This is a genomic window from Hymenobacter cellulosilyticus (assembly GCF_022919215.1).
Taxonomy (GTDB): domain Bacteria; phylum Bacteroidota; class Bacteroidia; order Cytophagales; family Hymenobacteraceae; genus Hymenobacter; species Hymenobacter cellulosilyticus.
In genome coordinates, this window is record NZ_CP095046.1 from 1,720,267 (window position 1) to 1,734,542 (window position 14,276).

Here is a 14,276-nt window from a genome sequence, read left to right on the forward strand (position 1 = left end):
CCGCCTCAGGCTTGGGGAGTAGTCGAAGAGAAAAATCTAGTGACGCCTTTTAACTGCTAATTGAGGGGTAAGGTTTAACTAAAAATGGAACGAATGGGATAATTGCACGGTGTAGATAGCAATTTGCTATTTGAACTGCAAATATGACTAGTTGAAAAAGTTCCTGCTGTTGAGCTTAAGGTTCCTATTTCTTCATCCGTTCTTCATAATAAGAACCGCGCTGTCAGGCATTGCAACTGAACCTTACCGGTGGTTTTATCATTTCAGGGAATCCCCAGCCTACCATCGTATCTTTGTGAATCCGACCGGTAAGTCGGCCAATGTGTACCCTCAGTTTCTTTCGCTTTGCAATACCTTGAAGGCCGCAAATACGTCGTTCAGGCCTTATTCCTGGTCGTGGCGCTGGTATTTGGGGCCCGACTCTTCTACATCCAGGTCCTGGACGGCAGCTACAAGCTGGCCGCCGACCGCAACACGCTGCAGCGCATCGTGCAGGTGCCCTACCGTGGTCTGATTTATGACCGCAACGGACAGCTGCTGGTGCAGAATATACCCGTGTACGACCTGGTGGTGGTGCCGCGGGAGGTAAAGCAGCTTGATACGGCCCGCTTCTGCCAGCTTTTGCAGCTGCCGCTGGAAGAGGTGCGCGAGAGCCTGAAGGCCGCCCGCAAATACTCGCGGGTAAAGGCCTCGCCGCTGGTGCAAAACCTGAGTACGCCCGAACTGGCCGCTATTCAGGACAACCTGATTGACTTTCCCGGCTTCAGCATCAAGGCCCGGATGGCGCGCTCCTACAAAACGGAAAACATGGCCCACGCCCTGGGCTACGTGGGGGCCATTACGCCCGCTTTTCTGGAAAAGCCCAAATACGCCAAGTACCTGCCCGGCGACAACCTGGGCATTACCGGTCTGGAGTCGTTCTACGAATCGGTGCTGATGGGACGGCGCGGGGTGCAGTACCGCATGGTCAACGTGCGCGGCATCGAGAAGGGCGCCTTTCGCAACGGCGAGTTCGATACGCTTTCGGTGGCGGGGCAGGATCTGCACACCAGCATTGATATTGAGCTGCAGAAATACGGTGAGATGCTGATGCAGGGCAAGCGGGGCTCCATCGTGGCCCTGGACCCCAAGACCGGCGAAATTCTGGCCCTGGTGTCGGCCCCCATGTACGAGCCTTCCATTCTGACCGGCAAGGGCATGGGCAACCGCTACATGGAGCTGCTCAATAACCCCGAGCGGCCCCTGTTCAACCGCCCCCTGATGGCCACCTATCCGCCCGGCTCGGTGTTTAAGATGGTGAACGAGCTGGTGGCCCTGCAAATGGGCGTGGTAACGCCCGAAACCGGCTTCGACTGCAACTGGCGGCTGGTACGCTGCACGCACCGGCACGAGCCGCCCCGCAATCTGACCATTGCCATCAAGCAAAGCTGTAACCCGTATTTCTACCAGGTGATGAAGGCCAGCGTGCTGCGGGGCCGCTCCACCAACCGCTTCGAGGATGCCCGCCTGGGCCTGGGCGAATGGCGGCGGCAGGTGATGTCGTTCGGGCTGGGTTCGAAGCTGGGTGTGGACATGGCCAGTGAAAAGAAAGGTATGATACCCTCGCCCGAGTTCTACGACAAGGCCTATGGCTACCACCGCTGGGGCTATAAAACGGTGTATTCGCTTAGCATCGGGCAGGGGAAATTGGTATTACCGGCTTGCAGATGGCTAACATTATGGCCACCATTGCCAACCGCGGCTACTATTACACCCCGCATTTCGTGCGCGGCATCGGGCAGGGCGGGCCGCTGCCCGAGTACACCCAGCGCCACGTGACCACCGTCGACCCGAAGTACTTCGAATCGGTGATTCCGGGCATGCAGGCCGTGGTAGACGGGCGCGGGGGCACCGGCAACTTCGCCAGCCTGGCCCAGTTTGGTATTTCGGTGGCGGGCAAAACCGGCACCGTGCAGAACCCCCACGGCGACGACCACGCCACGTTTGCCGCCTTTGCCCCGGCCGAGGACCCTAAGATTGCCATTGCCGTGTTTATTGAAAACGCCGGCTTCGGGGGCACTTCGGCCGCGCCCCTGGCTTCGCTCATGATTGAGAAGTACCTGCGGGGCAAAGTGGTGCGCAAACGGTGGGAATACTGGCTGCAGGGCAGTGCCGATAAATTCGTAAAACACCGCTAAGTATGGCTCTACCCGCCCGCTATAGCCGCAGCCTCGACTGGGTCACCGTTGGCATCTACGCCCTGATGGTGGGCCTGGGCTGGCTCACGGTGTATGCGGCCAGCTACTCGCCCGATGTGCCCACCAACGGCAGCCTATTTGGCAACCTGAGCTTCCAGCAGCTCATGGCCTTCGACTGGTTCAAGCAAATCCTGTGGATAGGTACCGCCGTGGTGCTCATCGTGGTGCTCGTCGTCATCGACTACAAGGCCTACGACACGTTTGCCTTCGTGCTCTACGGCATCATGATAGCGCTGCTCATCATCACGCCGTTTATTGCCCGGCCCATTGGCGGGTCGCGCTCCTGGCTCGAGCTGGGGCCCATGCGGCTGCAGCCGGCCGAGTTTGCCAAGTTTATCACGGCTCTGGCCGTGTCGCGCTACATGGCCAGCATCAATCTGCGCCAACAGAATTTCCGTGACCAGGCCGTGCTGGCCGGTCTCACGCTGCTGCCGCCGGTGCTCATTCTGGCCGCCAATGAAACCGGGCAGGCCCTGGTGTTTGCCGCCTTTTTGCTGGCCTACTTCCGCGAGGGAATGTCGCCGCTGATTCTGGTGATTCTGGCCGCCGGTGCCATCATCCTGATTCTGGCGCTGCTGGTTCCTAAGCTGTGGCTGGTTGGAGCGTTTACCGTCATTCTGGCCCTGGTTTTTGCTGCCAACCCCAAGGTGCTGCGCCACCATCTGCCGTTGTCCTTGTCGGTGTGGGCGGTAGTTATTGGCATGGTCTTCGGCGTGGATTTTTTCTTCAACAACGTGCTGCAGGACCACCAGCGCAAGCGCATTGAGGTGCTCATCAACCCCTCAGCCGACCCGCTGGGCGTGGGCTGGAACGTGACGCAGTCCAAGATTGCCATCGGCTCGGGCGGCTTTGCCGGCAAAGGCTTTTTGCAGGGCACCCAAACCAAGTTCGACTTCGTGCCGGCCCAAAGCACCGACTTCATTTTCTGTACCATCGGCGAGGAAGGCGGCTGGCTGGGTACCACAGTGGTTATCGTGCTGTTTATGGCGCTGCTGGGCCGGGTGCTGTACGTGGCCGAGCGCCAGAAATCGGTGTTTGGGCGCACCTACGGCTATTGCGTGGCCAGCATCCTGTTCTTCCACTTTGCTGTCAATATCGGTATGACTATCGGGCTGGCGCCGGTGGTGGGCATTCCGCTGCCGTTCTTCAGCTACGGTGGCTCCTCGCTGTGGTCGTTCACCGTGCTGCTGTTCATCCTGCTGGCCATCGACGCCTACCGCAAACAGGACTTGGTTCGGTAATTCTGAATGGTGAATTATGAGTTCTGAATTCTCTCCGGGGCGGCTGCGCCAATTCATACTTCAGAACTCGGAATTCATAGTTATCGGCCTCCTGACCGGGCTGTGTCTGTGGCTGGGCACCAGCAACTCGACGCTGGATGCCTGGTACTACGCAGCCTGCGTGCGCCACGGGCACGAATTGCTGCTGCCCCACCACCTGCTCTACAACGCCGCGGGCTGGCTCTGGGCCAAGGCTTTGCACACGGTGGGCTGGGAGCTGGATGAACTGGCGGCCCTCAAACTGCTAAATGCGCTGGCCGCCGGGACCATTCTGCTGGTGCTGCGGCAGTTGCTGCACCTGGTGCTGCCCGCCGACAAAAAGGTATGGCCCTGGCTGCTGCTGGCTGGCGCCAGCTTCGGCGTGCTGCGCTTTGCCACCGAAAACGAAGCCTACGTTCTGCCCGTGCTGCTGTCGTTGCTGGGCAGCCTGGCTTGGGCGCGCTACCAATTGGGCGGGCTGAAAACGCGCCATTTAGTACTAGCCGGGTTCTGGGCGGCCCTGGCCTGCCTGTTTCACCAGATTCACTTCTGCTGGTGGCTGGGCCTGCTGCTGGGCACAGGGTATTACGCTCTCAAGGCTAAGCTACGAGCCTTGCTGCTGTTTGCTTTGCCGGCCTTGCTGGTGCCCGCGGCTTACGTAGCGGCCTTGCCTTACTGGCAGCAGCCGCTCACCTTGCCGGCTCTGTGGCGCTTCGTGTTTCACGATTATTATGCGGGCACGGCCACGGGCAGCGTATCGGGGCACGGCTTACTGCTTTCGGTGGTCAACTTAGGGCGCACGTTTGTACAGGTGCACGGCTCCACGCTGGCCTTGCTGCGGCTGTATCCGGCACTGTGGCTGGTGGTGCTGGCTTTTCTGCTTTTAGGGACCTACGCTTCGTGGCAGCTATGGCGGAACTTTCGGCGGCCGGCGCCGGTGACCGAGCCCGGGGCAGCAGTGCAGCCCGTGGTGCGCACTCACCTGCTGATTCTGGGCTTACATCTGTTATTCGCGGTGTATTCCGAGGGCAATGCCGAGTTTATGGTAATGGTACCCGCGCTGCTGGCCGTGGCGGCGGCTGCCGGGCTGCAGTGGCTGCCGGCCCGGACGGTAGCCACGCTGGGCCTGGCCTTGCTGGGCTGGAATTTGGCCTTTGGCCTGGTTCCCAGCCATTATCTGCGCTTCACAAATACCGGTATTCAAGCCGCCAGCGCGTTATACCGGCAGATTCTGCTAAAGCCCACCAGCTGGTTTTTGCTTGATAACCACAACCTGACGCTCAATCAGTTGCATTACCGCACCGGCCAGGCTGTAGCGCCCCCCAACGTGCTGCCCACGCCTACGCTGCTGGTGCAGCGTCCCGGCCAGTCGCCGGCCCGGTTCCGGCAGTGGCTGCGCACTCAGCTGCGCGCTGGGCACCGGGTTTTTACAACCGGGCTTGATGGCCCGCAGCTGCTGGACCGCGCTCAGCTGGTGTACGGCAACCAGAATGCCGAGCTGCTACGGGGTTTCCGGACCCAAAAGGTAGACTCTTTTCCCACGGCATTCGGACCGTATTACCTGACTGAAATCCGCTAAACGGGCCGGTTTTCAGTGTCCGAGGGGCAGGAAATCAGCCAGCGGAAAGCCGGGTGCCGGGTTAAAACCAAGGAAAATACCACGGCAAATACGGGGCTAGCCAGGTAGCCCATGCGGCCCAAGTCGCCGGAGAGCAGCATGTGAATAAGCACCACGGCTAGCAGGGCCACTCCGCCCCGGCCCACGGGCCGCAGCCACCGTGAGGTATCACGGCGTAACCCCGCCAGCAACACCAGCCAGAAAAAACCGAAAATGCTGAAGATTTCCCCGGCCCCCTTCACCGACAGCAGCCGCCGCAGGGAATAAGCAAGATTGTGAAAGTGGTTTAGCGCGTTGTTCAGGCTTTCCTGGGGCGGGGCGCCCACTTGCGCATCAATCCAGTGCCGGACGCCATAGGCCACGGCTCCCGACACGGCCAGCCAGGCCAGCTGCCGGGCCAGGACAGGGCGGGACGGGCAAACCAGAGCAGCCACGGCACCAGAAAAATAAACGACTCTTTGGCGTGCGGCCCCAGCAGAATACAGGCCACTAGGGCCGCTGCTGAGCCACTGTGCGCCCCATAAAACGCCAGGGCAAACACGAGCAGGTACAAACTATCCACCAGGGGCAAACCGGCCGTGTACACCGCCCAGCGGCTGGTTAGCACAGCCACCAGGGCCAGCGCTGCGGCGGCCGGCGAAGCCCCGAAAAGCAGGCAGCTGCGGAAAATGAGCAGGCCAGCTCCGGCCAGCACCAGAGTATTGACCAGGTAAAAGGCCAGCCGCAGGGGCCACTCGGTGGCGGCCCGCTGGGGCCAGATTCGGGCGTACACCTGCTCTACGGGCCAGGCTACGGCGCCCGCCACGGCCGGCACCGGTACCCGGTAGCGCCGCGTGATGCTGACGCCCCGAAACTCACCCCGGGCCATGCTTAGGTAGCTGCGCGTGTCTAGGGAATGGGAAAAGTCGTAGTGCACGTACATCGTGTAGGCGCTGCCGGCCAGCACGCCCACGGCCAGCACGTACACGAGCAGCAATTGCCGCCAGCGCAGCTGGGAAGAAGCCAACACGGAGGCCACCGGGGTAAGCACGCCGCCTCGGGGGTTAGGCAAACTTGCGGTCCAGCAGCTTGAGCAGCTTGTTGATGTGCTCTTCCTTGCGCACCCAGCCGTATTTGGTGGCCAGATCTTCCGTCACGTAGCGCTTGGCAATGTCGGCCGTGGGCAGCGTGTCGAGGTGCTGAATAGCGGTGTGGTATTCCATGTTTTCCCCGTTAAACAGCTCGTTGATGAAGCTGAAGCGCTGGTTGATGGAAATGGCCTCCCGCAGCGACTCCACCTTGGGCGCCGACTTCTCAGCCAGCGTGGTGCTGGTGCGTTCGGCTCGTAGCGTTTCGCTGAGTGGGGCCGAAGCCGGGCGCTCGGCCTTCAGCTTCTCGTAGAGCGGCACGCCGGCTGGAGCTACGGTTTCGGCTAAAGAGCGGCGGGCCGGCTCGGGCTCCGACGTAACTGGAACAGAAACAGGAGCCGCGGGGGCAACGAAAGAAGGCGGTGTAGCGGACTCAGGTGCGCTTGGGGCAGCGGAAACGGCGGGAGCTTCTTCTGCCACCGGGGCAGGTGCAGGCGTGGCGGGAGCTGCCTCGGGTGCTTTAGCAGCTACGGGCGCAGCCTGTTCCTCTAGGTCGGCAACAGAAAGTGGCAGCAACTGGCTGAACTCCTCCACGACTTTCTCCAGAACCGAGTGGTCCTTGGGGTTAGCTTCCTGGTAGAGGTTGAAACGGGTCAAGACAGCGTCCCGCTCCAGCGTGGTGCCCGGGGCGAGGGTATCGATAAAGCCCTGAAAAAAGGCCTTGTCCAGGTCCAGGTAACGCAGCGAGTCACGCAGCTGCTCAGCCGTCACAGTGGGCTGGGTGCCTAGCAGCTTCTGCTCGAAAGCCTGTTGCGGGTCGACGGCCACGCCCAGCGTGTCGCTGATGGCCCGGGCCAGCAGGGGTTCAAACGCCGCCCGGCCCAGCTTGATGCGGCGCGAGAGGGTGTTCATAAACTGGGTCAGGGCCTGGCGCACGTCGGCGGCCTCAAAGTCGAAGTAAGGGCTGCGCAAGCGGGCCATTTCGGCCGTCCACTGCGTGAGCAGCTGCTGCACCACAAACAGGTTTACCTGCCGGATAGGCGTAAAGCGCAGCACCGCCGGTCCGTCTAGGGTGGCGGTAGGAGCGGGGCCAAAGTGCTGGGCACAAAGCTGAGCGGCCAGCCGCTGACCGTATTGTTCGCGTTTTGCGGAGCTATATTTGTCTTTCATTGAAAGCCTGGTTCAACGGGCAATTTACGCAAAGATGCCCACTCTAACCGTGCAAAACCTGCCTGGCGCCGTAGTTTCGGTGCCCACCGGCGCTACGCTGCTCGCCGCTCTGCACGCCGCCGGCTTCGACTGGATGCACGCCTGCGGAGCCAAAGGCCGCTGCACCACCTGCCGCCTGGAAGTCACCGAAGGCCTGGAGCTGCTCAGTCCGCCCACCGACGCGGAGTTACGCTACCGTACGGCCGGCCGCCTGCTGCCCCACGAGCGCCTCACGTGCCAGACGCGCCTGTCCGCGGGCAGCGTAACCGGGCGCGTACCCGAGGCCACCCAGCTACCCCACCAGCACTACTCCGAATAAAGCCGCCAAGCTGTTGGCTCAGGGAAGCTCGATAAAGAAGGTAGTGCCTTTGTGCTCAAAGCTTTCCAGCCAGATCTTGCCCCCGTGCAGCAGCACAATCTGCTTGGTGATGAAAAGGCCCAGCCCAGTGGTGGCAGTACCATAGAGACCCTCCCGCGCGGCCGTGCTGAACTTGTCGAAAACGTGCTCCTGCAGCTCGGCCGGTATGCCCTGGCCGGTATCCTGCACCTGAATGTGAACCCGGCCCTGCTGTTCCTGTAGCCTGACGTAAATGTGGCCTCCCCGGGGCGTAAACTTCAGGGCGTTGGTTAGCAGATTGTCCAGGACGCGGCTGAAGCGGCCGGGATGAATGTGAGCCTCCACTACTTCGGCCGGCAGCTCCAGCACCAGCTCGATGCCCTGCTGCTGGGCTACCACCCGGTACACCAGCAGGCGGGCGTCCAGGTAGTCGTTCATATTGACGCGCTGCTTTTCCATGCGTTTGGCATCCAGCTCGCCTAGGTACAGCACGTCCTTGAGCAGGGCATTGGCATCGGTGCAGGCTTGCTCTATCATGCTCAAAAAGGCCTTGGTTTCCTTCTGCGTATTGGCCGGGCAGGTGCTCAGCAGGGTTTCGTCGCGCTGCAGCACCTCCACCAGCATCTGAATGTTGGTCAGCGGGTTTTTCAGGTCGTGGGCAATGAGATGCATGATGGTTTCCTGCGCGTCGTACAGGCGCTTGAGGGTTTCCTCAGCTGCCTTCCGCTCCGAAATATCCTCCAAAGTAGTATAGCCCATCAGGCCGGCTTCATCTTCGAACAGAATCGAAGTGACCCGACACCAAAACGAGGAGCCGTCGGGGCGCACCAGGCAGGTTTCGAGCGAGAAGCTTGGCGTCTTGTGCCCCAGAGGCGTTCCTGCAGCAGCTCCCAGTCGTAGCGGTGATGCGGGTGCGCAAAGTCCAGAATGCGCCGGCCCACCAGCGCACCGGCACTGCCCACGCCCAGCATATCAGCCAGGGCCGCGTTGGCCTGCCGGATGGTCAGGTCAGGGGCAATGATTTTCTGGCCCAGGGGCGAATTCTCAAACACCGTCCGGAAGCGCCGCTGGCTTTGCGCGTGCTGTTCCCGCTGCTGCGCCAGCTCCTGCGCCGCGGCCTGATACTGGCGCAGCTGCCGGATTTCTTCTCGCAGGGCATTCATTTCTATTTCGGCAGAGTCACTGGGGCTAAACATGAGCAGGGGTAGTATCCATGAAGCGGTGGAGGCGGGATACTGCTGACAAGGTACGGCCCGGCGGCCAGTCCGTTCCAGACTTTTCAGTATTTAGAAAAGACACTCGACGGTGCCGGCGCCTGGCCCGCAAAAGACTGCTCAGGTATAAGATGTTGATAATCTTTGTAGTAGTGAAAAGCCCAGAGCTGGGCGTTTGAGGCTCCGCCCTGAAACTCGTACTTTAGAGGTTCCAACTGGAGCCTGCCCGCCGGGTTCCGACCACCGCCAACTGCTACCACCGTGTTTATAGAACCCCGCGTCGGCACGAGCCGCGATACGCCCCGCCGGGGCTGGATTGAAGTTGTTTGTGGCTCCATGTTTTCGGGCAAAACCGAAGAGCTCATTCGCCGGCTGAACCGGGCCAAAATTGCCCGGCAGCGCGTCGAGATATTCAAGCCCGCCCTCGATACCCGCTACCACGACCATAACGTGGTGTCGCACAACGCTAATAGCATCCGCTCCACGCCCGTGCCCATTGCCCAGGAAATGCTGCTGCTGGCCGGCGCCTGCGACGTAGTGGGCGTCGACGAGGCCCAGTTCTTTGATGAGTCCTTGGTGGAGGTCTGCACCCAGCTGGCCAACCGCGGCACCCGCGTCATCGTGGCCGGCCTCGACATGGATTTTATGGGCAAGCCTTTTGGCCCCATGCCCACGCTGATGGCCATTGCCGAGTTTGTAACCAAGGTGCACGCCGTGTGCGTGTGCTGCGGCGAGCTGGCCACGTATTCCTTCCGCATTGCCGCTTCCGACGACAAGATCCTGCTGGGCGAAACCGATTCGTACGAGGCGCGCTGCCGGGCCTGCTTCCTGGAAGGCATGAAGGAAAAAACGACGGAGCCCACAGTCACCGCCGCAAAGCACTAATCAGCCCGGCTCGGCGTTAGGTACCTGATTTTATACCTTAAGTAGGCTTTTTCCTTTTGCCAATGAATTATCTGCTACGCGTCAGCCGGTGGTCCGGTACCTTCTTTCTGCTCCTGCTGGCTATCAGCGGGGCCGTAGCGCAAAACACGGCCGGCTACGGCGACTGGCAGCTGTATTTGCCCAACAACCGGGCCCGGGCCTTGGCCGAAGCCGGCAACCGCATCTACGTGGCCACCGAGGAGGCTTTCTTCTTTTACGATAAAGAGCTGAACACCACGCAGCTGCTCTCCAGCCGGGATGGGCTGCACGACGTAGGGGTGAGCACGCTGGGCTACGACCCTACGACCAAGCAGCTGCTGGTGGTGTACCGCAACGGCAACCTGGATATCATCGGGGACGACGGCAGTATTCTCAACCTCAATGCCATTCGGCGCAAAACCATTACCGGCGACAAGACCGTTACCCAGGTCAGCTTCAGTCAGGGCCGGGCGTATCTAAGTGCCGGCTTTGGCTTGGTGGTCGTGGATATGGCCCGGCACGAAATCCGGGAAACCTACGGCAACATTGGACCCGGTGGTGCGCCCGTGACGGTGTACGCCACTACGGTGCTGGACAACACGCTGTTTGCGGCTACTTCCGCTGGGCTAATGCGCGGGCAGCTCACCGAAAACCTGCTCGACTACCGGCGCTGGACCATCGATTTGCCCTCGGCCAGCGCGGCCACGGCCCGCTACCGTACCCTGACTACCTACAACAAGAAAGTGTACGCCGGCGTTGATGCCGGCAACCTGCTGTGCTATAACTGCGACCCTACTACTATCTGGCAGCCTAATTACACCGTGTACGTGGGCGACCGGTATCAGCAGCTGAATGCTTCGGCTGCTGGGCTGCTAGCCGTTGGTGATGGCAAAATCATGCTCATCAAGCCCAACGGCACCGTAGAGCGTCTGCTCACAACGGAGCAAAGCCCGTTTCCGGTTGCCGTAATACAAAGTAAGGAGGGTGATTTTTACGTGGCTGACTCGCGCAATGGGCTAGTGAAGCTCTCGGCCAATAAGCAGGTAGAAAGTTTTGTTACCAACGCCCCAGCCTACAGCCGCTCGTACAGCATCCTGGCCGATGCCCGCTCCAACACGGTAGATGTCTTTAGTGGTGGGTATGACGACCGGTACGTGCAGCAGGAGTGGGGTGGTGGCTTCTTTGAGTACAAAGACGGCAAATGGACCAATTTCACCAATGAGGGCTTCACCCCGACGGCTTCGTTCCCTAGGTTCAAGGATATTACCCGCGGAGTTCGCACCAAGGACGGCACGCTCTACATTGCCACCTACGGCAACGGCCTGCTGAAGTGGAAAGGCCCCTGGGAATTCGAGCATTTCACGCAAGGCACGCCGGGCTCCCCGCTGCAGACTTCCTTACGACCTGGTGAAAAGGATTATCAGACCACTTATCAGAACTATGTCCGGATCACCGACCTGGCCAAGGATTCCAAGGACAACGTGTGGGTGGTAAACCGCCATACGGAATTGCCGGGTATTTCGGGGCTGCATCAGTACTTGCCCGCCACCAATACCTGGAAAACCATGCCCTATCTTTCCGGCTTTGAAGGACTGGACCGCATTGTTATTGATGATAATGACTACGTGTGGGTGTCCCAGTCGCGCAAGCTCCTCAACACAAGCTCTGGCGGTGGTCTGATTGCCTACGACCCGGTTAATCAGTATTACCGGTCGTTCAATGCCGTCAACAGTGAGCTGCCCGATGATTATATATACGACCTAGCCAAGGACCGCAAAGGCAATATCTGGGTGGCTACGGCCAAGGGAATAGCCGTTTTCAACGACCCCAGCACGGTATTTCTCTCCACCAACGCCGGTAGCCTTCAGCAGCCCCTTATTCGCACTGGCATTTCCACCGGCTTCCGGGCCCTGCGCGACGAGGTAGTGAAGACAATAGCCGTCGACGGGGCCAACCGCAAGTGGTTCGGCACCGACCGGGGCCTGTGGCTCTTCACCGAAGATGCCGACGAGGATTTGCTGCATTTCACCACCGAAAACAGTCCGCTACCCTCCAACAGCATCGTGGAGGTGGAAGTAAACGACAAAACCGGGGAGGTATTTGTCAGCACCGACGGGGGCCTGGTGTCGTTCCGTGGCGCCGCTTCCATTACGGAAGGCAAGCCCGACTGTGCGAAGGTGTCGCCCAACCCGGTGCGCACCGACTTCACCGGGCAGGTCGGTATCAGCGGGTTGGCCAACAACGGGATGGTCAAGATTACGGACGTAACGGGCAAGCTCGTGTACCAGACCAAGGCCAACGGCGGCACGGTGGTCTGGAACCTGGCCGACTACAACGGCCGTAAAGTGCAGTCGGGGGTGTACCTGCTGCTCTCCTCGGATGCGGATGGCAAAAACGGCTGCATCAGCAAAATTGCCGTAGTGCAGAAATAAATACCGGCCTTCAGAGCGGGCGGCGGGAGTTATCCGCGGCCCGGTGGTGTTTGTTTCCTGTGCGCCCGGGCAGAGTGCCTGGGCGCTGCTACCAGCCTTCCTGTTCATGCTGATCAAGACCCGGGGCATTGTCCTGAACTACATCAAGTACCGCGAAACGTCCATCATTGCCCGCATCTACACCGAGCGGCTGGGCTTGCAGACGTATATTATCAACGGCGTGCGCAAGGCCAAGCCGCCGGGCCGCATTGCCCTGTTTCAGCCTTTCACCCTGCTGGATCTGGTGGCCTACACCTCGCGGCAGGGCGGTATCACCCGGCTTTCCGAGTATCGGTGTGCCTTGCCGTTCAGCACCCTGCCCTACGACGTGCAGAAAAGCAGCGTAGTGCTTTTTCTGTCAGAAATAGTGAGCCGCACCCTGCTGGAAGAAGAGGAAAACGAGCCTCTGTTCCACTTCCTGCACGACTCCATCGTGCGCTTTGACCAGCAGCGGGAGGGGTTCGAAAACTTCGCCCTGGTATTCCTGCTGGAGCTGGCCAGCTACCTCGGGTTTGGGGTTGAGTCGGGCGAGGAAATTACCAGTCAGGTTGCTTTTGCCTCGGCAGCTCCCGCTACCGCTTCGGGGGCCAGCCCCGCCGCTCTCCGCTTCCGGGAGTTCGACCAGTACTTCAACGAACTGCTCCGCACGCCCGAGCACTCCACTATTCCCAACGGCCGCATCCGGCGCGAACTGCTCGATGTGGTTATCCGCTACTACCAGCTACACATCGAAAAGCTGGGTGACATCCGCTCCCTGGATATTCTGTCGGAAGTGCTGGCCGAGTAAAAAGCCGCGTACTTGGTCAGCACCTCGCATGGCTGACTGTAAACCATAAAAAAACGCCTGCCATTCTCTGGCAGGCGTTTTTTTATGGTTTACGGTTTTAACGGACTTTCACGATTTCCAACTCAAACACCAGGTTGGTATTAGGCGGCACGATAAACTTCGAGTCGTCGTCGGGATTAAGCACGCCCCGGGCACCGTAGGCCAGAGCGGCCGGAATCCAGACCCGGGCCCGGCTGCCCTGGGGCAAGAGCAGCAAGATTTCATCCCAGCCCGGAATAACCTCTCCCCGGCCTACGCGCAACCGCAACGGCTTGCCCTGGCCCACCGACGAGTCGAAGATGTGGCCGTCGGGCAAAAAACCGGTGTAGTGCACCAACATCCGGTCGCCGATCCGGGCCTGAGGGCCCGTTCCTGGCTGCCGGACGGTGTAGCGCACCCCGCTGGCGGTTCGTTGGCTGAGCACGGTGTCGGCCAGCATGGCGGGGCGGGGTGGGGCAGTTTGGGCGTGGGCCCGCGGCCCGGACCCAGCGTGAGCATTGCGCTCAGGCCCGTGGAAAAAAGCCAGATGCTGTGCATGCGCCCGGCTTACTGAACCTGCTTGATTTCCATATAGAACTGCAGCGGCTCATCCCGGGAATGCTGTTGCTGCCGTACTGCCCGTAAGCCAGGTAAGAGGGAATGAAGACCTGCTTCTGGTCGCCGGGGCGCATCAGCTTCAGGGCCTCTTCCCAGCCCCGGATAACCTGGCCCTGACCGACTACTACCTCGGTGCACTCGCAGAGGGTACGGTTGCCGTAGGATTTGTCGAAAATCTGGTCTTCGTACGCTTCCCGGATATAGCTGCCGATGTACTTCACCTGTACCTTGTTGCCGGGTTTGATCAGCTCACCGCTGCCATCCTTAATCTTTACCAGGTACAAGCCCGACTCCGTACGCTGGTAGTTGCTGCTGCTGATGTTGTGACGCGTGAAGTAGGCTTGAATCAGGGCGTCATCCACCTTGCGGAATTCCTCTTCGTGGGCTTTAGCGGCTTTCACTGCGTCGGAATCCGTATTGCAGGAAGCCAGTAGCAGGGGAGCGGCCAACAGCAGCCACACCGCCAGGCGGGTAACTATCGAGCGGGGGAACATTGTTTTCATCTCGTTATGCTTGTTCTCTGGTACTAAAAAACGCC

At 60.3% G+C, this 14,276-nt stretch carries 15 protein-coding genes; 8 read left to right on the forward strand and 7 right to left on the reverse strand.

Annotated elements, in window-relative coordinates; translation table 11 throughout:
- The first annotated feature begins 345 nt into the window (after positions 1-345).
- From MUN79_RS08560 to MUN79_RS08570, 4 genes are read left to right on the forward strand one after another with little or no spacing between them, the layout of a single operon-like run.
- A complete protein-coding gene (locus MUN79_RS08560; protein ID WP_311136691.1) occupies positions 346-1,818 on the forward strand; it encodes a penicillin-binding transpeptidase domain-containing protein in 1,473 nt (490 codons plus the stop codon).
- The gene (locus MUN79_RS30775) at positions 1,707-2,177 is read left to right on the forward strand and encodes a penicillin-binding transpeptidase domain-containing protein (protein ID WP_311136692.1); all 471 of its coding nucleotides are present in this window, start codon (positions 1,707-1,709) and stop codon (positions 2,175-2,177) included. Before MUN79_RS08560 ends, MUN79_RS30775 begins: the two co-directional genes overlap by 112 nt.
- A 2-nt stretch (positions 2,178-2,179) precedes the next feature.
- Positions 2,180-3,478 carry a rod shape-determining protein RodA gene (rodA, locus tag MUN79_RS08565; RefSeq protein WP_244677280.1) on the forward strand — a complete coding sequence of 433 codons (1,299 nt, stop codon included), beginning with the start codon at positions 2,180-2,182 and terminating at the stop codon, positions 3,476-3,478.
- Positions 3,479-3,494: 16 nt separating this feature from the next.
- The gene (locus MUN79_RS08570; RefSeq protein WP_244677281.1) at positions 3,495-5,075 is read left to right on the forward strand and encodes a hypothetical protein; all 1,581 of its coding nucleotides are present in this window, start codon (positions 3,495-3,497) and stop codon (positions 5,073-5,075) included.
- Here the strand turns inward: MUN79_RS08570 and MUN79_RS08575 are convergent.
- Genes MUN79_RS08575 through MUN79_RS08585 form a run of 3 tightly spaced genes read right to left on the reverse strand, consistent with a single transcriptional unit; the run spans position 5,072 to position 7,351 of the window.
- The gene (locus MUN79_RS08575; protein ID WP_244677282.1) at positions 5,072-5,476 is read right to left on the reverse strand and encodes a hypothetical protein; all 405 of its coding nucleotides are present in this window, start codon (positions 5,474-5,476) and stop codon (positions 5,072-5,074) included. The genes MUN79_RS08570 and MUN79_RS08575 overlap by 4 nt on opposite strands.
- A complete protein-coding gene (locus MUN79_RS08580; RefSeq protein WP_244677283.1) occupies positions 5,413-6,165 on the reverse strand; it encodes a hypothetical protein in 753 nt (250 codons plus the stop codon). The genes MUN79_RS08575 and MUN79_RS08580 overlap by 64 nt, the downstream gene beginning before the upstream one ends.
- Positions 6,158-7,351, reverse strand: coding sequence for a DUF8457 domain-containing protein (locus tag MUN79_RS08585; protein ID WP_244677284.1), 1,194 nt, complete (start codon positions 7,349-7,351; stop codon positions 6,158-6,160). The genes MUN79_RS08580 and MUN79_RS08585 overlap by 8 nt, the downstream gene beginning before the upstream one ends.
- Before the next feature lie 34 nt (positions 7,352-7,385).
- On the opposite strand from MUN79_RS08585, the gene MUN79_RS08590 reads away from it, so the two are divergent.
- Positions 7,386-7,709: a 2Fe-2S iron-sulfur cluster-binding protein gene (locus MUN79_RS08590; RefSeq protein WP_244677285.1), complete on the forward strand. Its 324-nt coding sequence runs from the start codon at positions 7,386-7,388 to the stop codon at positions 7,707-7,709.
- 18 nt (positions 7,710-7,727) lie between these two features.
- On the opposite strand, the gene MUN79_RS08595 is transcribed toward MUN79_RS08590, so the two are convergent.
- Together MUN79_RS08595 and MUN79_RS08600 are read right to left on the reverse strand one after the other, a co-directional pair.
- Positions 7,728-8,555: a sensor histidine kinase gene (locus MUN79_RS08595; RefSeq protein ID WP_244677286.1), complete on the reverse strand. Its 828-nt coding sequence runs from the start codon at positions 8,553-8,555 to the stop codon at positions 7,728-7,730.
- Positions 8,486-8,923 (reverse strand): PAS domain-containing protein, encoded by a 438-nt coding sequence (locus tag MUN79_RS08600; RefSeq protein WP_244677287.1) that lies wholly within the window; start codon positions 8,921-8,923, stop codon positions 8,486-8,488. The genes MUN79_RS08595 and MUN79_RS08600 overlap by 70 nt, the downstream gene beginning before the upstream one ends.
- Before the next feature lie 279 nt (positions 8,924-9,202).
- Here MUN79_RS08600 and MUN79_RS08605 point away from each other — a divergent pair, with 279 nt between their 5' ends.
- From MUN79_RS08605 to recO, 3 genes are all read left to right on the forward strand, one after another.
- Positions 9,203-9,826 (forward strand): thymidine kinase, encoded by a 624-nt coding sequence (locus MUN79_RS08605; protein WP_244677288.1) that lies wholly within the window; start codon positions 9,203-9,205, stop codon positions 9,824-9,826.
- A gap of 62 nt (positions 9,827-9,888) precedes the next feature.
- Positions 9,889-12,276, forward strand: coding sequence for a type IX secretion system anionic LPS delivery protein PorZ (gene porZ, locus MUN79_RS08610; RefSeq protein WP_244677289.1), 2,388 nt, complete (start codon positions 9,889-9,891; stop codon positions 12,274-12,276).
- 43 nt (positions 12,277-12,319) lie between these two features.
- On the forward strand, positions 12,320-13,102 hold the full coding sequence (gene recO, locus MUN79_RS08615; protein ID WP_244677290.1) for a DNA repair protein RecO: 783 nt from the start codon (positions 12,320-12,322) through the stop codon (positions 13,100-13,102).
- Positions 13,103-13,199: 97 nt separating this feature from the next.
- On the opposite strand, the gene MUN79_RS08620 is transcribed toward recO, so the two are convergent.
- Together MUN79_RS08620 and MUN79_RS08625 are read right to left on the reverse strand one after the other, a co-directional pair.
- A complete protein-coding gene (locus MUN79_RS08620; protein WP_244677291.1) occupies positions 13,200-13,580 on the reverse strand; it encodes an FKBP-type peptidyl-prolyl cis-trans isomerase in 381 nt (126 codons plus the stop codon).
- A gap of 64 nt (positions 13,581-13,644) precedes the next feature.
- Positions 13,645-14,241 (reverse strand): FKBP-type peptidyl-prolyl cis-trans isomerase, encoded by a 597-nt coding sequence (locus tag MUN79_RS08625; protein ID WP_244677292.1) that lies wholly within the window; start codon positions 14,239-14,241, stop codon positions 13,645-13,647.
- Positions 14,242-14,276 lie beyond the last annotated feature (35 nt).

What these genes read in the sequence shown, in the direction of transcription:
- MUN79_RS08600 (WP_244677287.1), bottom strand. Translation starts at nt 8,923, where the DNA reads ATGTTTAGCCCCAGTGACTCTGCCGAAATAGAAATGAATGCCCTGCGA.
- MUN79_RS30775 (WP_311136692.1), top strand. Translation starts at nt 1,707, where the DNA reads ATGGCTAACATTATGGCCACCATTGCCAACCGCGGCTACTATTACACC.
- porZ (WP_244677289.1), top strand. Translation starts at nt 9,889, where the DNA reads ATGAATTATCTGCTACGCGTCAGCCGGTGGTCCGGTACCTTCTTTCTG.
- MUN79_RS08625 (WP_244677292.1), bottom strand. Translation starts at nt 14,241, where the DNA reads ATGAAAACAATGTTCCCCCGCTCGATAGTTACCCGCCTGGCGGTGTGG.
- MUN79_RS08620 (WP_244677291.1), bottom strand. Translation starts at nt 13,580, where the DNA reads ATGCTGGCCGACACCGTGCTCAGCCAACGAACCGCCAGCGGGGTGCGC.
- MUN79_RS08590 (WP_244677285.1), top strand. Translation starts at nt 7,386, where the DNA reads ATGCCCACTCTAACCGTGCAAAACCTGCCTGGCGCCGTAGTTTCGGTG.
- rodA (WP_244677280.1), top strand. Translation starts at nt 2,180, where the DNA reads ATGGCTCTACCCGCCCGCTATAGCCGCAGCCTCGACTGGGTCACCGTT.
- MUN79_RS08585 (WP_244677284.1), bottom strand. Translation starts at nt 7,351, where the DNA reads ATGAAAGACAAATATAGCTCCGCAAAACGCGAACAATACGGTCAGCGG.
- MUN79_RS08570 (WP_244677281.1), top strand. Translation starts at nt 3,495, where the DNA reads ATGAGTTCTGAATTCTCTCCGGGGCGGCTGCGCCAATTCATACTTCAG.